Source organism: Buttiauxella noackiae, from assembly GCF_000737905.1.
In the GTDB taxonomy this organism is placed as follows: domain Bacteria; phylum Pseudomonadota; class Gammaproteobacteria; order Enterobacterales; family Enterobacteriaceae; genus Buttiauxella; species Buttiauxella noackiae.
In genome coordinates, this window is the sequence record NZ_JPRU01000002.1 from 1 (window position 1) to 23,997 (window position 23,997).

General features: G+C 48.6%; 24 protein-coding genes, 1 rRNA gene, 1 pseudogene and 1 other annotated feature. Of the genes and pseudogenes, 11 read left to right on the forward strand and 15 right to left on the reverse strand.

Going from position 1 to position 23,997, the window contains the following annotated elements:
- The 4 genes from IX31_RS08500 to rluD all read right to left on the reverse strand — a co-directional run.
- Window positions 1-914, reverse strand: a 16S ribosomal RNA gene (locus IX31_RS08500); the annotation flags it as partial.
- 474 nt (window positions 915-1,388) lie between these two features.
- Window positions 1,389-3,962, reverse strand: a complete 2,574-nt coding sequence (gene clpB, locus IX31_RS08505; RefSeq protein WP_034457294.1) for an ATP-dependent chaperone ClpB — start codon at window positions 3,960-3,962, stop codon at window positions 1,389-1,391.
- Window positions 3,963-4,092: 130 nt separating this feature from the next.
- Window positions 4,093-4,824 (reverse strand): purine nucleoside phosphorylase YfiH, encoded by a 732-nt coding sequence (yfiH, locus tag IX31_RS08510; protein ID WP_034457296.1) that lies wholly within the window; start codon window positions 4,822-4,824, stop codon window positions 4,093-4,095.
- Entirely contained in the window at window positions 4,821-5,801 is a 981-nt protein-coding gene (gene rluD / locus IX31_RS08515) for a 23S rRNA pseudouridine(1911/1915/1917) synthase RluD (protein WP_034457298.1), read from the reverse strand. Before rluD ends, yfiH begins: the two co-directional genes overlap by 4 nt.
- Window positions 5,802-5,931: 130 nt before the next feature.
- Here rluD and bamD point away from each other — a divergent pair, with 130 nt between their 5' ends.
- From bamD to pheA, 4 genes are all read left to right on the forward strand, one after another.
- The gene (gene bamD / locus IX31_RS08520) at window positions 5,932-6,669 is read left to right on the forward strand and encodes an outer membrane protein assembly factor BamD (protein WP_034457300.1); all 738 of its coding nucleotides are present in this window, start codon (window positions 5,932-5,934) and stop codon (window positions 6,667-6,669) included.
- A 272-nt stretch (window positions 6,670-6,941) separates the two neighbouring features.
- On the forward strand, window positions 6,942-7,280 hold the full coding sequence (gene raiA / locus IX31_RS08525; protein WP_034457302.1) for a ribosome-associated translation inhibitor RaiA: 339 nt from the start codon (window positions 6,942-6,944) through the stop codon (window positions 7,278-7,280).
- A 102-nt stretch (window positions 7,281-7,382) separates the two neighbouring features.
- Window positions 7,383-7,510 (forward strand) — a sequence feature (Phe leader region).
- On the forward strand, window positions 7,384-7,431 hold the full coding sequence (pheL, locus tag IX31_RS23495; RefSeq protein ID WP_193216298.1) for a pheA operon leader peptide PheL: 48 nt from the start codon (window positions 7,384-7,386) through the stop codon (window positions 7,429-7,431). It overlaps the preceding feature by 48 nt.
- A gap of 21 nt (window positions 7,511-7,531) precedes the next feature.
- On the forward strand, window positions 7,532-8,692 hold the full coding sequence (gene pheA / locus IX31_RS08530) for a bifunctional chorismate mutase/prephenate dehydratase (protein WP_034457304.1): 1,161 nt from the start codon (window positions 7,532-7,534) through the stop codon (window positions 8,690-8,692).
- Window positions 8,693-8,721: 29 nt separating this feature from the next.
- Here pheA and IX31_RS08535 read toward each other — a convergent pair whose 3' ends face one another.
- The 3 genes from IX31_RS08535 to aroF all read right to left on the reverse strand — a co-directional run bounded on the left by IX31_RS08535 (window position 8,722) and on the right by aroF (window position 11,877).
- The gene (locus IX31_RS08535) at window positions 8,722-9,597 is read right to left on the reverse strand and encodes an SMP-30/gluconolactonase/LRE family protein (RefSeq protein ID WP_034457306.1); all 876 of its coding nucleotides are present in this window, start codon (window positions 9,595-9,597) and stop codon (window positions 8,722-8,724) included.
- A 76-nt stretch (window positions 9,598-9,673) separates the two neighbouring features.
- The gene (gene tyrA, locus IX31_RS08540; protein WP_034457308.1) at window positions 9,674-10,795 is read right to left on the reverse strand and encodes a bifunctional chorismate mutase/prephenate dehydrogenase; all 1,122 of its coding nucleotides are present in this window, start codon (window positions 10,793-10,795) and stop codon (window positions 9,674-9,676) included.
- A gap of 11 nt (window positions 10,796-10,806) precedes the next feature.
- Complete coding sequence (gene aroF / locus IX31_RS08545) at window positions 10,807-11,877, reverse strand: 3-deoxy-7-phosphoheptulonate synthase AroF (RefSeq protein WP_034457310.1); 1,071 nt, start codon at window positions 11,875-11,877, stop codon at window positions 10,807-10,809.
- Between the two features lie 289 nt (window positions 11,878-12,166).
- On the opposite strand from aroF, the gene IX31_RS08550 reads away from it, so the two are divergent.
- A complete protein-coding gene (locus IX31_RS08550) occupies window positions 12,167-12,538 on the forward strand; it encodes a DUF2799 domain-containing protein (protein WP_034457312.1) in 372 nt (123 codons plus the stop codon).
- Window positions 12,539-12,594: 56 nt separating this feature from the next.
- Here the strand turns inward: IX31_RS08550 and rplS are convergent, their stop codons facing one another.
- The 5 genes and pseudogenes from rplS to ffh all read right to left on the reverse strand — a co-directional run bounded on the left by rplS (window position 12,595) and on the right by ffh (window position 16,090).
- Entirely contained in the window at window positions 12,595-12,945 is a 351-nt protein-coding gene (rplS, locus tag IX31_RS08555; RefSeq protein WP_034457314.1) for a 50S ribosomal protein L19, read from the reverse strand.
- A 40-nt stretch (window positions 12,946-12,985) separates the two neighbouring features.
- Window positions 12,986-13,754 (reverse strand): annotated as a pseudogene (gene trmD / locus IX31_RS08560) (tRNA (guanosine(37)-N1)-methyltransferase TrmD).
- A gap of 45 nt (window positions 13,755-13,799) precedes the next feature.
- Window positions 13,800-14,348, reverse strand: a complete 549-nt coding sequence (gene rimM / locus IX31_RS08565) for a ribosome maturation factor RimM (RefSeq protein WP_034457318.1) — start codon at window positions 14,346-14,348, stop codon at window positions 13,800-13,802.
- An 18-nt stretch (window positions 14,349-14,366) separates the two neighbouring features.
- On the reverse strand, window positions 14,367-14,615 hold the full coding sequence (gene rpsP / locus IX31_RS08570) for a 30S ribosomal protein S16 (RefSeq protein WP_034457320.1): 249 nt from the start codon (window positions 14,613-14,615) through the stop codon (window positions 14,367-14,369).
- 113 nt (window positions 14,616-14,728) lie between these two features.
- Entirely contained in the window at window positions 14,729-16,090 is a 1,362-nt protein-coding gene (gene ffh / locus IX31_RS08575; protein WP_034457322.1) for a signal recognition particle protein, read from the reverse strand.
- A gap of 172 nt (window positions 16,091-16,262) precedes the next feature.
- On the opposite strand from ffh, the gene IX31_RS08580 reads away from it, so the two are divergent.
- A complete protein-coding gene (locus IX31_RS08580; RefSeq protein WP_034457324.1) occupies window positions 16,263-17,051 on the forward strand; it encodes a cytochrome C assembly family protein in 789 nt (262 codons plus the stop codon).
- Window positions 17,052-17,077: 26 nt separating this feature from the next.
- On the forward strand, window positions 17,078-18,367 hold the full coding sequence (locus IX31_RS08585; RefSeq protein ID WP_034457326.1) for an HlyC/CorC family transporter: 1,290 nt from the start codon (window positions 17,078-17,080) through the stop codon (window positions 18,365-18,367).
- 54 nt (window positions 18,368-18,421) lie between these two features.
- On the opposite strand, the gene grpE is transcribed toward IX31_RS08585, so the two are convergent.
- The gene (gene grpE / locus IX31_RS08590; protein ID WP_034459893.1) at window positions 18,422-19,006 is read right to left on the reverse strand and encodes a nucleotide exchange factor GrpE; all 585 of its coding nucleotides are present in this window, start codon (window positions 19,004-19,006) and stop codon (window positions 18,422-18,424) included.
- A 129-nt stretch (window positions 19,007-19,135) separates the two neighbouring features.
- On the opposite strand from grpE, the gene nadK reads away from it, so the two are divergent.
- The 3 genes from nadK (at window position 19,136) to bamE (ending at window position 22,327) form a co-directional block, all read left to right on the forward strand.
- On the forward strand, window positions 19,136-20,014 hold the full coding sequence (gene nadK / locus IX31_RS08595) for an NAD(+) kinase (RefSeq protein WP_034457328.1): 879 nt from the start codon (window positions 19,136-19,138) through the stop codon (window positions 20,012-20,014).
- 86 nt (window positions 20,015-20,100) lie between these two features.
- Entirely contained in the window at window positions 20,101-21,762 is a 1,662-nt protein-coding gene (recN, locus tag IX31_RS08600; protein WP_034457330.1) for a DNA repair protein RecN, read from the forward strand.
- Between the two features lie 223 nt (window positions 21,763-21,985).
- Window positions 21,986-22,327 (forward strand): outer membrane protein assembly factor BamE, encoded by a 342-nt coding sequence (gene bamE / locus IX31_RS08605; protein WP_034457332.1) that lies wholly within the window; start codon window positions 21,986-21,988, stop codon window positions 22,325-22,327.
- Window positions 22,328-22,364: 37 nt separating this feature from the next.
- Here bamE and IX31_RS08610 read toward each other — a convergent pair whose 3' ends face one another.
- Window positions 22,365-22,655, reverse strand: coding sequence for an RnfH family protein (locus IX31_RS08610; protein WP_034457333.1), 291 nt, complete (start codon window positions 22,653-22,655; stop codon window positions 22,365-22,367).
- The gene (locus IX31_RS08615) at window positions 22,645-23,082 is read right to left on the reverse strand and encodes a type II toxin-antitoxin system RatA family toxin (RefSeq protein ID WP_034457334.1); all 438 of its coding nucleotides are present in this window, start codon (window positions 23,080-23,082) and stop codon (window positions 22,645-22,647) included. The genes IX31_RS08610 and IX31_RS08615 overlap by 11 nt, the downstream gene beginning before the upstream one ends.
- Before the next feature lie 154 nt (window positions 23,083-23,236).
- Here IX31_RS08615 and smpB point away from each other — a divergent pair, with 154 nt between their 5' ends.
- Window positions 23,237-23,719 carry an SsrA-binding protein SmpB gene (gene smpB / locus IX31_RS08620; RefSeq protein WP_034457335.1) on the forward strand — a complete coding sequence of 161 codons (483 nt, stop codon included), beginning with the start codon at window positions 23,237-23,239 and terminating at the stop codon, window positions 23,717-23,719.
- Window positions 23,720-23,997 lie beyond the last annotated feature (278 nt).

Sequence of the window (23,997 nt, forward strand, 5' to 3'; positions counted from 1 at the left end):
ATTTGAGTTTTAACCTTGCGGCCGTACTCCCCAGGCGGTCGACTTAACGCGTTAGCTCCGGAAGCCACTCCTCAAGGGAACAACCTCCAAGTCGACATCGTTTACGGCGTGGACTACCAGGGTATCTAATCCTGTTTGCTCCCCACGCTTTCGCACCTGAGCGTCAGTCTTTGTCCAGGGGGCCGCCTTCGCCACCGGTATTCCTCCAGATCTCTACGCATTTCACCGCTACACCTGGAATTCTACCCCCCTCTACAAGACTCTAGCCTGCCAGTTTCGAATGCAGTTCCCAGGTTGAGCCCGGGGATTTCACATCCGACTTGACAGACCGCCTGCGTGCGCTTTACGCCCAGTAATTCCGATTAACGCTTGCACCCTCCGTATTACCGCGGCTGCTGGCACGGAGTTAGCCGGTGCTTCTTCTGCGAGTAACGTCAATCACTGCGGTTATTAACCACAATGCCTTCCTCCTCGCTGAAAGTACTTTACAACCCGAAGGCCTTCTTCATACACGCGGCATGGCTGCATCAGGCTTGCGCCCATTGTGCAATATTCCCCACTGCTGCCTCCCGTAGGAGTCTGGACCGTGTCTCAGTTCCAGTGTGGCTGGTCATCCTCTCAGACCAGCTAGGGATCGTCGCCTAGGTGAGCCATTACCTCACCTACTAGCTAATCCCATCTGGGCACATCTGATGGCAAGAGGCCCGAAGGTCCCCCTCTTTGGTCCGAAGACGTTATGCGGTATTAGCTACCGTTTCCAGTAGTTATCCCCCTCCATCAGGCAGTTTCCCAGACATTACTCACCCGTCCGCCGCTCGTCACCCARGAGCAAGCTCCCTGTGCTACCGCTCGACTTGCATGTGTTAGGCCTGCCGCCAGCGTTCAATCTGAGCCATGATCAAACTCTTCAATTAAAAGCTTGATTTGCTTCAACTCGTGAAGCGGTGCTCAAAAATTAACTTTCGTAATAATTCAACTAAATGAATTACTGCTTGGTCACTCTTCAAGACTTGATATTTTTTGTGATACCCGAAGGTATCTGAGATATCAATCCTGCGAGTGCCCACACAGATTGTCTGATAAATTGTTAAAGAGCAGTGAGTTRSGCGCTTTCGCTTGCTAACTCGAGGTGGCGTATATTACGCTTTCCTCTTTCAGAGTCAAGCGATTATTTCGCGCTTTTCTCCAACTAACCAGCCGGTTTGTAAGCCGTTGTGCCGTGTCAGTGGAGGCGCAGTATAGGGATTTTCTGGAAGCTGACAAGTATAAAATTCAAAAAACTTATCGATTGACTATTTTTCATTCAAAATACATATCGAGGACTCGCTATCGCCTGGTTTTTAAACAAAAACGAGCCCCTCAGGGCCCGTTTTTGTCTTTTCTGTGACTTACTGCACTGCCACAATATGATTATCTTTTACTTCAAGGTGTACCGTTTTCCCAGGAATCAGCTCTCCAGAGAGGATTTGCTGAGCCAGCGGGTTCTCTATTTGCTGCTGGATAGCGCGTTTCAACGGTCTTGCACCATATACCGGATCGTAACCATTCTCGCTAAGCAGCTTCAACGCATCTTCAGAGATAGTGACTTCATAGCCACGCTCTTCAAGACGTTTATACAAACGCTGCAACTGAATCTGCGCAATAGAAGCAATGTGTTTCTCACCTAATGGGTGGAACACCACGACTTCATCTATACGGTTGACGAACTCCGGTCGGAAGTTCTGGCTAACAACACCAAGAATCAGATCCTTCATATGACCGTAGTCCAGCTCGCCGAAGCGCTCCTGAATTAAGTCAGAACCCAGGTTAGACGTCATAATCACAACCGTATTACGGAAGTCGACCGTTCTCCCCTGTCCATCAGTCAGACGTCCGTCGTCCAGCACTTGTAATAAGATGTTGAACACATCCGGGTGTGCCTTCTCAACTTCATCCAACAGAATGACAGAGTAAGGGCGACGACGAACAGCTTCCGTCAGATAACCACCCTCTTCATAACCAACATATCCTGGAGGCGCACCGACCAAACGAGAGACCGAGTGTTTTTCCATAAACTCGGACATATCGATACGCACCATTGCGTCATCGCTATCAAACATAAAGTTTGCCAGCGTTTTGCACAGCTCAGTTTTACCCACACCGGTTGGACCAAGGAACAGGAACGAACCAATCGGACGATTTGGGTCAGACAAACCAGCACGGCTACGACGAATTGCGTTTGATACTGCTTCCACAGCTTCATTCTGCCCGATAACACGAGTATGAAGTTGTTGCTCCATTCTCAGCAGTTTGTCTCGTTCACCTTCCAGCATTCGAGCCACAGGGATCCCAGTCCAGCGTGCCAGTACTTCCGCAATTTCTGCGTCAGTCACTTTGTTACGCAGAAGCCGCATGGTTTTGCCTTCACTCTGGGTTGCCGCCGCGAGCTGTTTCTCAAGCTCTGGAATCTTCCCATACTGCAATTCAGACATACGTGCCAGATCGCCTACGCGACGAGCCTGCTCAATGGCAATTTTTGCCTGTTCCAGTTCTGCTTTAATGGTCTGCTCACCAGAAAGTGAAGCTTTCTCAGCTTTCCACTCTTCTTCCAGCACTGAATATTCACGTTCTTTCTGCCCTAATTCTTCCTCAAGCATACTCAAACGTTTTTGGCTCGCTTCGTCAGACTCTTTCTTCAATGCCTGCTGTTCCAGTTTTAGCTGGATGATTCGGCGATCAAGACGGTCTAACTCTTCTGGCTTCGAGTCAATCTGCATACGAATGCTGGAAGCAGCTTCATCTATAAGGTCGATGGCTTTATCCGGCAACTGACGATCGGCAATATATCGATGCGATAAAGTCGCAGCCGCAACAATAGCCGGGTCAGTAATCTGCACATGGTGATGCAATTCGTAACGCTCTTTCAGCCCACGCAAAATTGCGATGGTGTCTTCGACTGAAGGCTCGGCAACAAACACTTTCTGGAAGCGTCGCTCGAGCGCGGCATCCTTCTCTATATATTGACGATATTCATCAAGCGTTGTGGCGCCAACGCAGTGCAACTCACCGCGTGCCAGTGCAGGCTTAAGCATGTTACCTGCATCCATTGCACCATCGGCTTTACCTGCGCCCACCATAGTGTGCAGCTCGTCAATAAATAGAATGACGTTACCTTCCTGCTTAGAAAGGTCGTTCAGCACACCTTTAAGACGCTCTTCAAATTCACCACGATATTTCGCGCCCGCCACCAGCGAACCCATATCAAGCGCCAGTACGCGACGCCCTTTCAACCCTTCAGGCACTTCACCATTAATAATGCGTTGCGCCAGGCCTTCAACAATGGCTGTTTTACCAACACCTGGTTCACCGATGAGTACCGGGTTGTTTTTGGTACGCCGTTGCAATACTTGAATAGTGCGGCGAATTTCTTCATCACGGCCAATCACTGGATCAAGCTTGCCCTGTTCTGCACGCTCAGTCAGATCGACGGTATATTTTTTCAATGCCTGACGTTGGTCTTCAGCACCCTGGTCATTCACGTTTTCGCCTCCACGCATTTGTTCAATTGCTGCTGTCACATTTGCCGTGGTAGCACCTGCTGATTTCAATAAATCAGTTAATGTTCCGCGCGATTCAAGTGCTGCCAGAACAAATAACTCAGACGAAATGAAGTTGTCATTTCGTTTTTGCGCCAGTTTGTCACACAGGTTTAATGCACGGACTAAATCCTGCGAAGGCTGGACGTCACCGCCCGTTCCTTCAACTTGTGGTAAACGGCTTAAAGCTTGCTCGATATCCGTACGTAGCTTGCCAGCATTAACGCCCGCAGAGGTCAGTAACGGACGCACAGATCCGCCTTCCTGATTAAGCAGTGCGCTCATCAAGTGAAGGGGGTCGATAAATTGGTTGTCTTGCCCGAGAGCTAAGGATTGGGCATCAGCGAGAGCAAGCTGGAATTTATTAGTAAGACGATCCAGACGCATAACTCCTCCCATATACAGGTCAAATTTGCTACTGGAGATTAAATGAGGTCATCCCTCAATTATTCAAGGTTAATGACCTGAAATATTTGGAGCGTTAGTTACCCGCACTGGATCGTCTTGATTCGATAGGTTATATCAGCCAAATGAAACTTGCCATACGGCCTGTGGTTCTGTCGCGCCGATATGAGAAAAAATCACCCGCTTCGCTGTAAGTGCAACGGTCGCCACCATAAATATGGTTAATGCCCGCGGCAGACAAGCGTTGGCGTGCCAACGTGTAGATGTCAGCGAGGTATTTTTCCCCTGACGGACGAAATGCGCTATCAGCCTGAAGGTCTTTAGCCATAAACGCTTCACGCACTTCCAGGCCAACTTCAAATGCTTCAGGGCCGATAGCCGGGCCAAGCCACGCGAGGATATTTTCTGGTGCATCTTTAAAGCAGGCAATGGTTTCTTCAAGCACACCTTCACACAAACCACGCCATCCCGCATGAGCAGCAGCAACCTCAGTTCCTGCCTTATTACAGAATAGCACTGGCAAACAATCTGCAGTCATTACTGCACAAACTGTGCCCGGCGTTGAGCTATAAGAAGCATCAGCGCGCTTAGACAAATATGGCCCGCCCGTGAGTTTCAACACTTCTTTGCCGTGAACTTGCTCTAACCAAACAGGTTTCGAGGGCAACGACGCAGCAGCGTAAAAAAGACGGCGATTTTCTTCGACATCATCCAGGTTATCACCACAGTGGGCTCCCAGATTAAGCGAATCGTAAGGCGGTTGACTCACACCGCCAATACGTGTCGAACTGCAAGCAGCCACTCCTTCAGGAAGCGGCCAATGCGGGACGATCAATTTGCTCATAGCCAGTCCAGTTGATCCTTATGGATTTCTGTATCAGCACGTAATGCTTCAATCAGCTCAACCATATCCTGAGGAATCGGCGCATGCCACTCCATCAACATACCGCTGATCGGATGGTGAAGACGCAGCATAGTTGCATGAAGAGCCTGACGGTCAAACTTACGCAGCACGCTAACAAACTCTTCCGACGCACCTTTTGGCGGGCGTGGACGTCCACCATAAAGCTGATCGCCAACTAATGGATGAGTGATATGCGCCATGTGCACACGAATCTGGTGAGTACGACCTGTTTCCAGACGCAAGCGCAGACGAGTGTGCACGCGGAAATGTTCCATGATTCGATAATGCGTGACCGCTGGCTTACCCATCGGATGCACAGCCATATGGGTGCGCTTGGTAGAATGGCGGCTGATTGGCTCGTCTACCGTTCCCCCCGCGGTCATATGACCAATCGCAACGGCTTCATACTCACGCGTGATTTCACGTAATTGCAAAGCCTCAACCAAGTGAGTTTGCGCAGGAACAGTTTTCGCAACGACCATCAAACCAGTCGTGTCTTTATCCAGACGATGCACGATACCCGCACGCGGTACATCAGCAATCGGTGGGTAGTAATGCAATAGTGCATTCAGGACGGTCCCGTCAGGGTTACCCGCACCAGGATGCACAACGAAATCACGCGGTTTGTTAATCACCAGAATATCGTCATCTTCATAGACGATATTGAGCGGGATATCTTGTGGTTCCCAGCGCGCTTCCTCTTCGATTTCAGCATTGATAGTGACGCTTTCGCCACCCAATACTTTCTCTTTCGGCTTGTCGCTGATAGTGCCATTGACCAGCACACGCTGATCAAGAATCCATTCTTTTATACGCGAACGTGAATAATCCGGGAACAATTCGGCCAAAGCTTGATCTAAGCGTTGACCGAGTTGAGATTCGGAGACAGTTGCGGTGAGTTGTACTAGTTGTGCCATAGACAGCTTCTTCGTTAACGTTGGGTTTTACGGCAATGCCGTTTAATATAGTGTGCTATTGTAGCTGGTCTTTATCGGGAGCTGGTACTGCGAGCCTCCCGGATAACATTCTGAGGAAAGTCAAAACGTCATGACGCGTATGAAATATCTGGTGGCAGCAGCCACGTTGAGCCTGGCTTTGGCTGGTTGCTCCAGTTCCAAGGATGAGGTTCCTGATAATCCACCTTCTGAGATCTATGCGACTGCGCAGCAAAAGTTGCAGGACGGTAACTTTAAAGCGGCGATAACGCAACTGGAAGCGCTGGATAACCGTTATCCGTTCGGGCCTTACTCGCAGCAAGTGCAGTTAGATCTTATTTACGCTTATTATAAGAACGCTGATTTGCCACTGGCTCAGGCAGCGATTGACCGCTTTATGCGCCTTAATCCTACCCATCCAAACATTGACTACGTACTTTACATGCGTGGTCTGACGGACATGGCGTTGGATGATAGCGCATTACAAGGCTTCTTTGGCGTCGATCGTTCAGACCGAGATCCAGCTCATGCACGTGATGCTTTCAACGATTTCTCTAAGCTGGTTCGTGGTTATCCGAACAGCCAGTATGTCACCGATGCCACCAAGCGTCTGGTGTTCCTGAAAGATCGTTTAGCGAAATATGAGCTTTCAGTGGCGCAATACTACACTAAACGCGGCGCGTGGGTTGCAGTAGTTAACCGTGTCGAAGGAATGTTGCGTGATTTCCCTGATACTCAGGCCACTCGTGATGGTCTGAAGCTGATGGAAAATGCTTACCGTGAAATGCAAATGCCAGCCCAGGCTGACAAAGTTGCAAAAATTATCGCGACTAATAGCAACAACACCTGATTCGCCAATTCATCAAAACAAAATGGCAGCCCTATGGCTGCCATTTTTATTGCCTGAAATACGTAAACTGAAACGGTTTAGCGTCAGGTCATCCAATCAAATATGGACGCTATTTCTCACTTCCACAAGCTTTAAAAACAGAGATCCTGTCCTGCCTCACAAAAAGGGTTTACTGACAAAAAGTGACAAAATAATGTGATTTGCATCACACATTTTGACATTCAGAAAGGTATGCTGGAGTTACCAAGACGGGAATGACAAGAGGTAACTTTATGACAATGAACATTACCAGCAAACAAATGGAAATCACCCCAGCTATTCGTCAGCACGTCGCAGACCGTCTAACAAAACTGGACAAGTGGCAAACTCATCTAATTAATCCACACATTGTTTTGTCCAAAGAACCGAAAGGTTTCGTGGCTGATGCCACCATTAATACGCCAAATGGCCAGCTCGTAGCGAGCGCCAAACACGATGATATGTATACGGCTATCAACGATTTGATCAACAAACTGGAGCGGCAGTTGAATAAAGTGCAACACAAGGGTGAAGCGCGTCGCACAGCAGGTTCAGTGAAAGACGTTGCTATCGCGGAAATTGAAGAAGAGTAATCAGTTCGCTTTATCAAACTCAACGCGCCTCCGGGCGCGTTTTTTATTGACAGAGCGAAAACAGACCGAGTACCTTACTTGTCTGACTTATCAGGAATCACCCATGAAACTATTTCCGTTTTTCTTCGCATTCTTTTTTACCTTCCCCTGAATGGGAGGCAATTCGTCGTGTGATAAAGAATGCGAAGACGAACAAACAAGCCTCCCGAAACCCGGGAGGCTTTTTTTATGGAATTCGAAAAGGTAGCGATATGAGTGAGACAAACCCATTGCTGGCACTGCGCGACAAAATTAGCGCCCTGGATGTAAAACTGCTGGCATTGCTGGCGGAGCGTCGCTTATTAGCTGTAGAAGTCGGAAAAGCTAAACTTGCCACTCACCGCCCGGTACGAGATATTGACCGCGAGCGTGATTTACTGGAGCGCCTGATTACTCTTGGCAAAACGCATAATCTGGACGCTCATTACATTACTCGCTTGTTCCAGTTGATCATTGAAGATTCGGTTCTGACTCAGCAAACGCTACTTCAGCAGCATCTGAATAAAACCAATCCGCAATCTGCCCGAATTGCTTTCCTTGGCCCTAAAGGCTCTTATTCTCACCTTGCTGCTCGTCAGTATGCCGCCAGACACTTTGAACAATTTATTGAAAGCGGCTGTGCAAAATTTCATGACATCTTTAATCAGGTCGAAACCGGTCAAGCCGATTACGCAGTCGTGCCACTAGAGAACACCAGTTCTGGTGCAATTAACGATGTCTATGATTTGTTGCAGCACACCAGTTTATCCATCGTTGCCGAGATGACTGTGCCCATAGATCACTGTGTGTTGGTTAAAGGTACGACGGATTTAGACACTATCCACACGGTGTATAGCCATCCGCAGCCTTTCCAGCAATGTAGCCAGTTCATCAATCGCTACCCAAACTGGAAAATTGAATATTGTGAGAGTACTTCTGCAGCGATGGAGAAGGTTGCTCAGGCGAACTCACCTCATGTCGCGGCATTAGGTAGCGAAGCAGGTGGCGCGCTGTATGGCTTACAAGTTCTGGAACGAAACCTGGCAAATCAGACGCAAAACATTACTCGCTTCATCGTACTGGCTCGCAAAGCCATTGAAGTAACAGACCAGGTTCCGGCGAAAACCACTCTGCTGATGGCGACAGGCCAACAAGCCGGTGCGCTGGTTGAAGCCCTGCTGGTGCTGCGAAACCACAACCTGATCATGACAAAACTGGAATCGAGGCCGATTAACGGTAACCCGTGGGAAGAGATGTTTTATCTGGATGTTCAGGCAAACCTGAACGATGAAGCAATGCATAAAGCCCTTCGCGAGCTGGGCGAAATCACCCGCTCAATGAAAGTACTTGGCTGTTATCCGAGTGAGAACGTGGTGCCTGTCGATCCGGTGTAATACTGGCAGTAAGCCAGCGTTATGCTGGCTTACTGACTTTCTTTAAACTTCAGTTTTGGCATTCCCGCCACTGCGACTTTAATCGTAAAAATCGCGCCGGACAGTGGCCTTTCCGCGACTTCCGCATCTTCCATATTTTCTCGCGTAGTCGTGATGAATAACGTTTTCATATCATCGCCACCAAAACAGACCATCGTAGGGCAACGTACAGGCAGCTGATACTCTTCCAGTACATTTCCCGTTGGTGACAAGCGTGCAATACGGTAGCCATCAAATAACGCTGTCCAGTAACAACCTTCTTCGTCAATTGCAGCACCGTCAGGAATCCCCTCCCCCAATTCAAAACGTTTAAACACTTCACGCTTGCCCGGTTCACCTTGTTCATCTAACGGAGTTCTGTAAATCACACGGTTAGGTGTGTCTGATGTGAACATCCATTTTTTATCTGCACTAAACGCCAGGCCATTGGCTCCATGAATATCATGCTGAATGACGTGCGGCGTCAAATCGTTATCCACGCGGCACAATAAAGCCCCGTTGTAATCACCCGGTCCCCAAAATGTTCCGGCATAAAAACGCCCATCCCGGTCAGTTCCCCCATCATTAAAACGAGCTAATGCCGGGTTATTAGGGTTGTCACAGACTTTGCGAGTAATAAGCCCAGTGCGGTTAGTCAGATAAATTCCGCTTCGCAGCGCGACAATAAAACCGCCAGTTTCGCACAATGCAAAACATCCAACCTCTTCGGAAAACTGAATCACATCGTGTTTTTTGCTTTCGATGTTGTAGCGATGCATTTCATTTTCGAGAATATCCGTCCAGTAGAGGCAATTTTCTTCCGCACTCCAGGTGGGGCATTCCGGTAAGTGACCGGTGTAATCGAGCAGAACTTGCGGCTGAGCCATTTTTCTATCCTTCATTGCAAATAAAAAAAGCCATTAGGTTTCCCTGATGGCTTTAGATTATAAGACTATTTTGCAATTACGGTCGGCTATCATTCGCCTGGCGTAATAAAGTGCGGCTTTCACTCTGGAAGCGCTGCGCGTAATCACCAAACCAATGTTCGACTTTACGGAAGCTGTCGATGAACGCTTGTTTATCACCATGCTCAAGCAAGCCAATTGCCTCACCGAATCGCTTGTAGTAGCGCTTGATCAGCTCCAGATTGCTTTCGGAGGACATAATAATGTCAGCGTAAAGCTGTGGGTCCTGAGCGAATAAGCGCCCGACCATTGCCAACTCCAGGCGATAAATCGGTGAAGAAAGCGCCAGCAACTGCTCAAGCTGAACATTCTCTTCGGCCAGGTGAAGACCATATGCAAAAGTTGCAAAGTGGCGCAACGCCTGAATGAACGCCATATTCTGGTCGTGTTCAACTGCCGTGGAGCGATGCAAACGCGCGCCCCAAACCTGAATTTGTTCCAGGAACCACTGATAGGCTTCCGGCTGGCGACCATCGCAATACACCACAACTTGCTTCGCAAGGCTGCCACTATCAGGCCCAAACATTGGGTGCAACCCGAGAACCGGGCCCTGATGTGCTGCCAGCATAGCTTGCAACGGACCGTTTTTTACCGAAGCCAGATCGACCAAAATACAGTCATTTGGCAATGGTGGGAGCTGCGCAATCACCTGTTCGGTGATATGAATCGGGACGCTGACAATCACCATGCCCGCATCAGCCATCAACTCTGGTGCTTTAGCCCAGTCTTCTTTTTCAAGAATTCGAACCTGATAGCCAGACAGCGTAAGCATTTTTTCAAACAAGCGCCCCATTTGCCCACCACCACCGACGATTACAACCGGGCGCAATGCAGGAAATAGCGTTTTAAAGCCTTTGTCATTCTCGCTTGAGTAAGACTCTCGCATTACGCGGCGCAGTACGTCTTCAATCAGATCTGGTGGAACACCTAACGCTTCAGCTTCTTTGCGGCGAGAAGCCAGCATCGCCGCTTCACGTTCCGGAACATAAATCGGTAACCCATACTGGCTTTTGACTTCGCCAACTTCCGCTACAAGTTCCAGGCGGCGTGCCAGTAGTCCCAGCAACGCCTTATCCACTTCATCGATTTGATCGCGCAGCGCGGTCAATTCAGCCACCATAGTAAAACCTCTTATGCCTGACGCGCCGCAAGCGTACCGTTCAAATCCTGATGAATCTCACGCAGTAAAGTCTCTGTCGTTTCCCAATCGATGCAAGCATCAGTTACAGATACGCCATACTTCATTTCGCTGCGAGGTTGTTCTGAAGATTGATTACCCTCATGGATATTACTTTCAATCATCAGACCAATAATCGAACGGTTACCATCTTTAATTTGAGCGACAGCTGATTCAGCTACACCCGGCTGGCGGCGGTAATCTTTGTTTGAGTTGCCATGGCTGCAATCTATCATCAAGGCCGGGCGGAGTCCTGCCTGTTCCATCTCTTTTTCACACTGCGCGACATCTGCCGGGCTGTAGTTAGGTGCTTTGCCACCACGTAAAATCACATGGCCATCAGGGTTACCTTGCGTCTGCAACAGGCAGACCTGGCCTGCCTGGTTGATACCGACAAAACGGTGTGGCATAGAAGCCGCGCGCATTGCATTAATTGCGGTGCCCAGGCTGCCATCAGTACCATTTTTAAAACCAACTGGCATTGAAAGACCAGAAGCCATTTCACGGTGAGTCTGGGACTCAGTGGTGCGCGCACCGATTGCAGACCAGCTGAACAGATCGCCCAAGTATTGCGGACTATTAGGATCAAGCGCTTCGGTTGCCAGGGGCAGTCCCATGCTCACCAACTCTACAAGCAATTGACGAGCAATTTTCAAGCCGCCTTCGACATCAAACGAGCCATCCATATGTGGATCGTTGATAAGCCCTTTCCAGCCCACAGTAGTACGTGGCTTTTCAAAATAGACGCGCATCACGAGGTACAGACTATCGCTAACTTGTTCAGACAAGGTTTTAAAACGACGAGCATATTCAATCGCGGTTTCCGGGTCGTGGATTGAGCAAGGTCCACACACCACTAACAGACGAGGATCGCGGCCAGCGATAATGTTGGAAATCGTCTGACGGGACTGTTCGATCTGCGCTTCCTGAGCGGCGGTCAGCGGGAATTCCGCTTTCAGTTGATCCGGAGTGATTAATACCTGTTCGTCAGAAATATGAACGTTGTTCAGCGCGTCTTTTTGCATGATGGCGATCCTGTTAGCTCGTTTGCGATAGTCGTTTCCTCAGTGAGGATGGCACTACATTACCAGCTTTAGTAAAGATTGCAATCCATATTACGTAAACAATACGTTACATATCCAAAATAATTGCCGTTTAAGGCACATCGACACACATTAAACGTAAACAAAAATATACATCGCGCATAAACAAGCCAGTTTCCTGCACATTCATGCATTCTTTAAAAAATAACGTCATGGGGAACCATAACCACTCTATGCTCAGAGAATACCCTTTGAAATGGATATCGCCAGAATGCGTTACTTAGCTTTGATTCCTGTCTTGTTATTAACTGGCTGCTATGTCGACCCCTATACCCATGCCCCAACGCCCGCCCCCACCGACTGGTATCAGGCTGGATGGGATGATGCGATGTCGGGACAACCTATAAGAAGTAATACTGTCATTGCGCATTTGCATAACGATGAAAATGTTGACCGTGAAGAATGGTTAAAAGGTTATGCCGGTGGCCAGGAGCGGATTTGTGATCCTAAATTCTTAGAGATCCTTGGAGAAAGTGGAAAGTCGTTCCCAGCCAGCTGCGAAACACTTCCAGATGTAGCCGAGCGGCAAGCGCAATGGGAAAAAGCGAGTCGTAAAGGCTTTCAGGAATCCTTCATGCATTAAGCAAAAAAGGGCTGCCAGATGGCAGCCCTTGATATGGATGTCGCGCTAGCGAAATCTTACTTAGTCAGACGCTCTTTAATACGAGCAGACTTACCAGTACGCTCACGCAGGTAGTAAAGTTTAGCTTTACGAACGGCACCACGACGTTTAACAGTAATGCTGTCGATTACTGGGGAGTGAGTCTGGAATACACGCTCAACACCTTCGCCGTTGGAAATTTTACGAACAGTGAATGCAGAGTGCAGACCGCGGTTACGGATAGCGATAACCACGCCCTCAAATGCCTGCAGACGTTTTTTAGAACCTTCAACGACCCATACTTTCACTTCCACGGAATCACCCGGACGGAATGAAGGTACATCCTGTTTCATCTGTTCTTGTTCAATTTGCTTAATAATGTTGCTCATAATTTTGTCTCTTATCCTGGGTAAACTGATAATCGGGGGCTTACGCCATCCCATCATGTTTATGTTGCTGTATTTGCGTGTTCCCGTTGGAACTCCGCCAGCAACCTTGCTTGCTCTTCAGTCAGAGCCAGGTTTTCCAGAAGTTCAGGTCTTCTAAGCCAGGTACGGCCCAGCGACTGTTTCAGGCGCCACCGGCGAATCTGTTCATGGTTTCCCGACAGTAAAACTGGCGGAACCTCCATGCCTTCTAACACTTCAGGACGGGTATAGTGTGGGCAGTCCAACAATCCATCGGCAAACGAATCTTCGATTGCTGATGACTGATGCCCCAGGACTCCCGGAATAAACCGAGAAACTGAGTCAATCAGTACCATTGCTGGTAATTCACCACCACTGAGAACGTAATCGCCGATTGACCATTCTTCATCAATTTCGGTTTGGATTACGCGCTCATCTATCCCTTCGTAACGACCACAAACCAGAATTAACTTCTCATTTGTTGCCAGTTCACTGACGCCTGCTTGATCAAGCTTGCGTCCCTGAGGTGACAGATAGATAACCTTAGCACCTTCCCCTGCCGCTGCTTTCGCTGCGTGGATGGCTTCCCGCAAAGGATTTACCATCATGAGCATACCCGGTCCGCCGCCGTAAGGACGATCGTCCACGGTACGGTGCCGGTCATAAGTGAAGTCACGTGGACTCCAACTCTGGATGCTCAGCAGGCCATTTTTTACAGCCCGGCCAGTTACCCCGAAGTCGGTAATTGCGCGGAACATCTCTGGAAACAGGCTAACTACACCAATAAACACAAGCCAATCCCCATTACGCCGTCTTTTACCGTTTATCCGGAGGTTTTAAAAACCAGGATCCCAATCTACTTCAATCGTTTGAGTAGCGAGATCGACTTTCTTGATAACCTGCCCATCGAGGAACGGAACCAGCCGCTCCTTGATACCGAACGCATCTTTCAGGTTTGCCTTAATGACGAGAACGTCATTTGAGCCGGTTTCCATCATGTCGATGACTTTACCGAGCTGATACCCTTCAGTAGTGACAACCTGGCAACCCATAAGGTCTTTCCAGTAGTAGTCACCCTCTTCGAGATGAGGCAATTGCGTTGAATCGACGACAATTTCGCAATTAGTCAGAAGATTCGCAGCATCCCGATCGTCAATACCTTTCAGTTTGATGACCAGATCCTGATTGTGGTGCTTCCAGCTTTCCAGCTGTACTTGCTGCCACTGACCCGCCTTCTGGATAAACCAGGGCTGATAGTCAAAAATGCTATCGGCGTCTTCGGTGGAGGAAAACACTCTGAGCCAACCACGAATCCCATAGCAGGAACCCATCTTGCCCAACACGATTGGGTTAACAGGAGCCTTTGCAGCGAGTTGATTGCTCATCATGACCACCGTGACAGATTAAGCTGCTTTTTTTGCTGCTTTGATCAGCGCAGATACGCGATCAGAAACGGTTGCGCCTTGGCCAACCCAATGCTCGATACGATCCAGATCCAGGCGAGTTGCCTCGTCTTTTTCACCAGCGATAGGGTTGAAGAAACCAACACGCTCGATGAAACGACCGTTACGTGCATTACGGCTGTCAGTAACAACAACCTGGTAGAACGGACGCTTTTTAGCGCCGTGACGTGCTAAACGAATAGTTACCATAACATCCTCTTTAGTGAATAAAACATCGGGCCCCATCGAGGGATGGAGCCCGGTGTCATATTAAAAGCCCGAAAATTTTACTCATTTCGGCGCAAAATGCAATCTAAATGAGCTTAACGACCTGGGAAACCTGGTGGCATCATACCTTTCATGCCACGCATCATTTTCGCCATTCCGCCTTTCTTCATCTTTTTCATCATGCGTTGCATGTCGTCAAACTGCTTGAGCAGACGGTTGACATCTTGCACCTGCATACCCGCACCCATCGCGATACGACGTTTACGTGAACCTTTGATAATCTCTGGCTGCGCACGCTCTTTGAGCGTCATGGAATTAATAATGGCTTCCATACGTACCAGGACTTTGTCATCCATTTGCGACTTAACGTTATCCGGCAATTGCCCCATTCCTGGCAATTTGCTCATCATACTCGCCATGCCGCCCATGTTTTTCATCTGCTTGAGCTGCTCAAGGAAATCGTTGAGATCAAACCCATCGCCCTTTTTCAGCTTGCTGGCTAATTTCTCAGCCTGAGCACGGTCAACTTTGCTCTCAATATCTTCGATAAGCGACAGAACATCGCCCATTCCCAGAATACGGGAAGCAATACGATCCGGGTGGAAAGGCTCCAGCGCTTCCGTTTTCTCACCCACACCGAGGAATTTAATCGGCTTGCCAGTGATATGACGGATAGACAGTGCCGCACCGCCACGCGCATCACCATCGACTTTCGTCAGTACGACGCCGGTCAGTGGCAATGCTTCGTTAAAGGCTTTAGCTGTATTTGCCGCATCCTGGCCGGTCATTGCGTCAACAACAAACAGGGTTTCAACTGGGTTAATCGCAGCATGAACCTGTTTGATTTCGTCCATCATCGCTTCATCGACGTGTAAGCGACCGGCGGTATCCACCAGCAGTACGTCGAAGAATTTCAGCTTCGCTTCTTTCAGCGCCGCATTTACGATATCAACTGGCTTTTGCCCGACATCGGACGGGAAGAAATCGACACCAACTTGTTCAGCCAGCGTTTCCAACTGTTTGATCGCCGCAGGGCGATAAACGTCGGCAGAAACCACCAGCACTTTTTTCTTGTGCTTCTCACGAAGGAATTTACCTAACTTACCTACGCTTGTGGTTTTACCCGCACCTTGCAAACCCGCCATCAGCACAACGGCTGGCGGCTGTGCTGCAAGATTCAGGCTCGCATTCTCTTCGCCCATCGCTGCAACAAGTTCGGCGCGAACGATTTTGACGAACTCCTGCCCCGGAGTCAGGCTTTTGTTAACTTCATGACCAACCGCTTTTTCTTTTACGCGGCTGATAAAGTCACGCACAACCGGTAGCGCAACGTCCGCTTCCAGCAATGCCATGCGCACTTCGCGCAGTGTTTCTTTTACATTCTCTTCAGTCAGCCGCCCGCGGCCGCTGATATTGCGCAGTGTGCGCGACAGACGGTCAGTTAAATTATCAAACATTGTCTTTTGCCTAACGTGGTAACTTAGGGCCGCGGTACGCGACACAAAACAGAATTTGGCGGATTATACCATGAAGCCGCGTTTGGTGTGATGCAACGGTTAGAGTTGGAGCAGGCGGCAGGTAACGTTATACTGTTTTTTTTCTTCTCTGGCTAATTGACCGACACTTTATATGCCTGTTTTCGCAATCCTTGCGCTTGTAGCCTATTCCTGCAGCCTCGCGCTGATCGTCCCTGGCCTGCTGACAAAAAACAGCGGGTGGCGCCGTTTCGCCATTATATCGGCCGTTATAGCGCTGGTAAGCCACGGCGTGGCCCTTGAAGCACGTATTTTTAATGCCGATGGAGGTCAGAACCTCAGCTTGCTCAACGTCGGTTCGCTTGTCAGTTTGATGATATGTACCGTGATGACCATTGTGGCATCACGCAATCGCGGCTGGCTGCTGTTACCAATTGTTTACGCTTTCGCCTTAATCAATCTGGCACTTGCCACCTTTATGCCTAACGAATTCATCACACACCTTGAAGCTACACCAGGTATGATGGTGCATATTGGTTTGTCACTCTTTGCCTATGCCACGCTGATTATCGCCGCTCTTTACGCGTTGCAACTCGCCTGGATTGATTATCAGCTCAAGAACAAAAAACTCGCCTTCCGTGCTGAAATGCCGCCGTTGATGAGTATTGAGCGCAAAATGTTTCACATCACTCAAGTCGGTGTTGTACTGCTGACGTTAACCCTATGTACCGGTCTGTTTTATCTGAAAAATCTTTTCAGCCTGGAAAATGTCGACAAGGCGGTATTGTCGATTCTCGCGTGGTTTGTCTACATCGTTTTACTTTGGGGACACTACCATGAAGGTTGGAGAGGCCGTCGTGTAGTCTGGTTTAACGTCGCTGGTGCTGCAATTTTGACACTCGCCTATTTTGGTAGCCGCGTCCTGCAACAATTTGTCGGCTAATGTTATCTTTTTAAAGGAACACCCTTTTGGAACAGATCTCAACGACTACGTTGATTGTCACATTGATCATCATGGTAGTCGTTTCAGCGTACTTCTCCGGCTCTGAAACCGGCATGATGACGCTTAACCGTTATAAGTTGCGTCATCTTGCCAAACAAGGCAATCGTGCAGCTAAACGGGTGGAAAAACTTCTTCGTAAACCAGATCGCCTGATAAGTCTGGTGTTAATTGGTAATAACCTCGTCAATATCCTCGCCTCAGCCATCGGCACCATTGTGGGTATGCGTTTATACGGTGATGCCGGTGTTGCTATCGCCACCGGTATTCTCACCTTTGTGGTGCTGGTTTTCGCCGAAGTATTGCCGAAAACCATTGCTGCTCTGTATCCGGAAAAAGTGGCTTTCCCAAGTAGTTTCCTACTCGGGCCATTGCAAATACTGATGATGCCGTTGGTTTGGTTACTTAACGTCATCACTCGCATGCTAATGCGTCTTATGGGGATCAAAAACGTCAGCACCGTAAGTAGCGCACTTAACAAAGACGAATTACGTACCCTGGTGCATGAATCACATTCTAAGATTTCTCGCCGCAATCAGGACATGCTGCTTTCCGTGCTCGATCTGGAAAAAATCAGTGTCGATGACATCATGGTTCCGCGAAATGAAATTGTTGGTATCAACATCAACGACGACTGGAAATCTATTGTTCGCCAACTGACACACTCCCCACACGGGCGCATCGTGCTGTACCGCGACACACTGGATGATGCCATCAGTATGCTGCGTGTGCGTGAAGCCTACCGTTTGATGACAGAAAAGCAGGAGTTCACCAAAGAAACTCTGCTACGTGCCTCTGACGAGATTTATTTCGTTCCCGAAGGGACACCGCTCAGCGTGCAGCTGGTTAAATTCCAGCGTAATAAAAAGAAAGTCGGTCTGGTCGTCGACGAATACGGTGATATTCAGGGTCTGGTCACAGTGGAAGACATTCTTGAAGAGATTGTCGGTGATTTCACTACTTCCATGTCACCAACGCTTGCTGAAGAAGTGACGCCGCAAAATGATGGTTCCGTGATTATTGAAGGCGGCGCTAACGTTCGTGAAATAAACAAAGCCTTCAACTGGACGCTGCCAGAAGACGAAGCCCGCACCGTAAACGGTATGCTACTTGAAGAGCTGCAGGAGATACCGGCTATCGACACTCGCGTGCGCTTAAGCAACTACGATATTGATATTCTTGATGTGCAAGACAACATGATTAAGCAAGTGCGGGTGACCCCGGTGACGCCACTGCGACAAAGTGTTGAACAAAAGTAGATACAAAAAAGCCAGCCTCGAAGGCTGGCTTTTTATTTAAAGCAATTGAGCGAGTTACGCTTTTGCTTTCGCAACAGAAACCATTGCAGCACGCAGTGTGCGACCATTCAGGGTATAACCCTTCTGCATCACCATTAGCACATGGTTTGGTGCCACATCTTCAGATTCAACCATCGCAATTGCCTGATGCACATCCGGGTTGAACGGCACGTTGGTTTCGCCAACCACATCCACACCAAATTTACGCACCACATCCAGCATCGATTTCTGAGTTAGTTCGATGCCTTCAATCATAGCGGCCAAATCAGTGTTGGACTTGTCAGCCACTTCCAGAGCACGGTCAAGGCTGTCGATAACAGGCAGCAGTTCGTTGACGAATTTGTCTAAAGCGAACTTGTGCGCCTTTTCAATATCGAGCTCAGTGCGTCGACGGAGGTTTTCCATTTCCGCTTTGTTGCGTAACGCAAGGTCACGCTCGCGCTGCTGAACTTCTTCCAGTTGCGCTGTTAAATCGGCAATTTGTTCATCGCGCGGATCAACCACTTCGGCACCCTCTACGGCCTCGACTTCTTCGTGGCTTTCCATTGCAATTTCGTCCGAGACTTGCTCGTCTGGTGTTTTTTGATCTTTACTACTCATGAATTTCTCCGCGTTTTTAGCATTCATCTCGCTGGTTCGCTTATTATGGGGATCAGTTTCCTGGATTCAAGGGAACGTGACATATTGTCATAAATGACTGCATCTTTGCGTATAAGGACCATCGGCATAATGAACAAACATTTCAACTGCATTGGTATTGTCGGGCACCCTCGTCACCCCACAGCCCTCACCACGCATGAAATGCTGTATCGCTGGCTATGCACCAAAGGCTACGATGTCATTGTCGAGTCGCAAATTGCCCAGGAACTTAACCTCAAGAACGTGAAAACCGGCACATTGGCAGAAATTGGTCAGCAGGCCGATCTCGCCGTTGTGGTTGGTGGTGATGGCAATATGCTTGGCGCAGCTCGCGTTCTTGCTCGCTATGATATTAAAGTTATTGGCATCAACCGTGGCAACCTGGGTTTTCTAACCGACCTTGATCCGGATAATGCTCAGCAACAACTGGCGGATGTTCTTGAGGGGCATTACATCGCAGAACGTCGTTTCTTGCTTGAAGCCCAGGTTTGCCAACAAGATACTCCAACGCGCCTTAGCACAGCCATCAACGAAGTCGTTCTGCATCCCGGCAAAGTGGCGCACATGATTGAATTCGAAGTCTATATCGATGAGATCTTTGCTTTCTCACAACGTTCTGACGGGCTAATCATCTCTACGCCAACAGGTTCGACGGCCTATTCGCTCTCTGCTGGCGGGCCAATTCTGACTCCATCGCTTGATGCCATCACGCTTGTGCCAATGTTCCCACACACGCTGTCTGCTCGCCCGCTGGTCATCAACAGTAGCAGCACTATTCGCCTACGTTTTTCACACATGGGTAGTGATCTGGAAATCAGTTGCGATAGCCAGATTGCTCTTCCTATACAGGAAGGCGAGGACGTATTGATTCGCCGCTGCGATTACCACCTCAATCTAATACACCCAAAAGATTACAATTATTTCAATACATTAAGCTCAAAGCTCGGCTGGTCGAAAAAATTGTTCTAAAAAATCACTCAGGCTCTTTACTGTATATAAAACCAGTTTATACTGTATGAAAACACAGTCATGTCTTTTCATACAGGAAAGCTATTATGCTGGCACAACTCACCATCAGTAACTTCGCAATCGTTCGTGAACTGGAAATTGATTTTCACCACGGCATGACCGCCATTACCGGTGAGACAGGTGCCGGTAAATCTATTGCGATTGATGCCCTGGGGTTGTGCCTCGGCGGCCGTGCTGAAGCAGACATGGTGCGCCGAGGTGCCAGCCGTGCCGACCTCTGTGCCCGCTTCTCCCTGAAAGATACCCCCGCAGCTTTGCGCTGGCTGGAAGAAAACCAGCTTGATGATGGACGTGAATGCTTGTTGCGTCGAGTTATCAGCAGTGATGGTCGTTCACGCGGCTTTATTAATGGCACTGCCGTTCCCCTTTCGCAGCTGCGTGATCTCGGCCAGATGCTGATTCAAATTCACGGACAGCACGCGCACCAACTTTTGTTGAAACCTGAGCATCAAAAAAATCTGCTCGATGGTTATGCCGGGGAAACTGCCCTCTTGCAGCAAATGGCAGAACGCTACCGCGAATGGCATCAAAGCTGCCGAACTCTTGCACAGTATCAGCAGCTTGCCCAGGAACGCGCATCACGTACTGAACTGCTTAATTACCAGCTAAAAGAACTCAATGAATTCTCACCTGTCGCCGGTGAATTCGAACAAATCGATGAAGAGTACAAAAGGTTGGCAAACAGCGGGCAACTGATTTCCACCAGCCAACAAGCGCTGGCAATTCTTGCAGATGGGGAAGACAACAATCTGCAAAGCCAACTGTATACCGTGCGCCATCTGATGGAAGAATTAGCCGGAATGGACCCAAAACTATCTGGCGTATTGAATATGCTTGAAGAGGCCAACATTCAGATTTCAGAAGCCAGCGATGAGTTACGCCACTATTGCGACCGACTGGATCTGGACCCAAACCGTTTGTATGAGCTGGAGCAGCGGATCTCCAGGCAAATCTCTCTGGCGCGCAAGCACCATATTGCACCTGAAGAATTGCCGGTTTTCCACCAACAACTGCTAGAAGAGTTGCAGCAACTCGATGAGCAGGCCAGCTCTCAGGATGAACTGATGCAAGCTGTCACTCTCCATCATCAGCAAGCACTGAGTATCGCGCATGAATTGCATCAACGCCGTGCACATTACGCAGCCGAACTTTGCGAATTGATTACCGAGAGCATGCATTCGCTATCAATGCCACACGGCAAACTGGCTATCGACGTAGAGTTTAATGAAAATCACCTAACCGCCGAAGGTGCAGACCGCATTGATTTCCGTGTAACGACTAACCCTGGCCAACCATTACAACCACTGGCAAAAGTAGCCTCCGGTGGTGAACTTTCACGTATTGCTCTGGCCATTCAGGTCATCACCGCGCGTAAAATGGAAACTCCGGCCTTAATCTTCGATGAAGTCGATGTCGGTATCAGCGGCCCAACCGCAGCAGTGGTAGGCAAATTACTCCGCCAGTTGGGTGAGTCCACGCAAGTCATGTGCGTAACCCACCTGCCACAAGTTGCTGGCTGTGGGCATCATCACTTCTTTGTCAGCAAAGAAACCGATGGTGAAATGACGGAAACTCATATGCAGCCTTTGGATAAGCGCTCACGCCTGCAAGAGCTGGCTCGTTTGCTCGGTGGCAGCGAAGTCACACGCAATACACTTGCGAACGCAAAAGAGTTACTGGCAGCTTAACGGCTCTTGTCGATACACATTATGCAGTGCATGATATGCATCGTTCAAAAAACAAGCATTCCGCTAGCATATTGTTAATTGAGCAGGTTTTAAGCCAACTTTTTTGCCGAACCAGGGTCAGAGTTAAGCGCCTTAATGTTTTAAACTGCGTAAAGGTTTATTATCATCGGCATATTATGAATGAGCCATGTGCTGCTCGGGCCCGAAAAGGAATCAAATCACTATGCGCTGTAAAACGCTGACTGCTGCCGCAGCGGTTCTTCTTATGCTGACCGCAGGCTGTTCCACTCTGGAGCGAGTGGTTTACCGCCCCGACATTAACCAGGGGAACTACCTGACACAAAACGATGTGTCAAAGATTCGTACTGGCATGACTCAACAGCAAGTTGCGTATGCTCTGGGTACGCCAATGATGACCGATCCATTCGGTACAAGTACCTGGTTCTATGTTTTCCGCCAGCAGCCGGGGCATGAAAATGTCACTCAGCAAACGCTGACGCTGACCTTCAACAGCAGCGGTGTGTTGACTAACATCGACAATAAGCCAAAGCTGGAAAAAGAATAACCAATAAAAAAGGTGCCAATCGGCACCTTTTTTTTGGCTACTTCTGAGCAGCTTTTTCAGCTCTCTGGCGTCTGAGTTCTTTCGGATCAGCGAGCAGAGGTCGATAAATTTCCACCCTGTCACCATCATTAACCGTATCGGTGAGTTTTACCGGTCGGCTAAAAACTCCTACTTTGTTCTTTGCCAAATCGATATCGGTGCGCAGTTCGAGAATGCCCGACGCGGCAATTGCCTGTTCAACAGTGCTGTCCTGTGCCAGTCGAACCTTGAGCAAGTACTGCTTTTCCGGTAGCGCGTAAACCACTTCGACCTTAATTTCAGGCGACACTGTAGACCTCTTTGGCGCGAACGGTAAACGCCTGAACCATATTCCCCGCAAGTTCCTTGAAGATACGGCCAAACGCCAGTTCGATCAGTTTGTTAGTAAATTCAAAATCAAGCTGGAACTCGATTCGGCATGCTTCGGCGCTCAGCGGCGTAAACTTCCAGCCCCCCATCAATGACTTGAATGGCCCATCGACAAGATGCATCAGAATGCTTTGATTGCTGGTAAGTGTATTTCGCGTAGTGAAGGTCTTGCTGATACCAGCCTTAGAAACATCGACCGCTGCCGTCATCTGATCATGCGACGCATCAATCACCCGGCTGCCAGTGCAACCCGGTAAAAAATCTGGGTAAGATTTCACATCGTTCACTAATTGATACATCTGCTCCGCGCTGTAAGGCACTAGCGCAGTACGGGTAATCTGAGGCATAGCATTTCCTGAGAGTCACAAAACGGGCAAATAATAACATTTATCATCACGCAAAGAAAAACTCTTAGGCCAGAGCCGTGCTAAGATATGCCTTCATCCTCGCAGCGAAGCGGGGTGTATTTGAACTCCTGGATTACTTATACTGAGCAGCACTATGACAAAGAAAAAAGCATTCAAACCAGGTTCAGCCACCATTGCGCAAAACAAACGCGCCCGCCATGAATACTTTATCGAAGATGAGTTTGAAGCGGGTCTCGTGCTACAAGGCTGGGAAGTAAAATCGCTACGTGCAGGGAAAGCCAACATCGGTGACAGCTACGTCATTTTGATCGATGGCGAAGCCTTCCTGTTTGGCGCAAACTTTACCCCGTTAAACGTGGCATCAAGCCATGTGGTCTGTGACCCTACGCGTACCCGTAAACTCCTGCTTAACCAACGTGAACTGGATAATCTTTACGGCCGTATTAACCGAGATGGTTATACCGTCGTGGCGCTGTCGATGTACTGGAAAAATGCCTGGTGCAAAGTGAAAATCGGCGTTGCAAAAGGTAAGAAACAACACGACAAGCGTAATGACCTGAAAGACAAAGAATGGGCGGTGGATAAAGCGCGCATTATGAAACATGCAGGTCGATAAGCACGTCTATAACTTCCTGAAATCTTTACTGGCCCTTGCTGCAAAGGGCCAGCACTGTTAAACCTTGCTAATGCTTCATTAATAGTTCATCTGAAATACATCTTCTTAATGCTAAATTAGTTTCGTTAAGTAATTATCTTTAAAAATAGATTTCTTCATCTTATTAGAAATGTGCTACTCAGTAAAAAACCTCATTATATATTTCATATTCTCCCTTTCTGTTTTATATATAAATTATAAAAAACCCATTCCCATTAACATCTTTTACTTCACCAAAG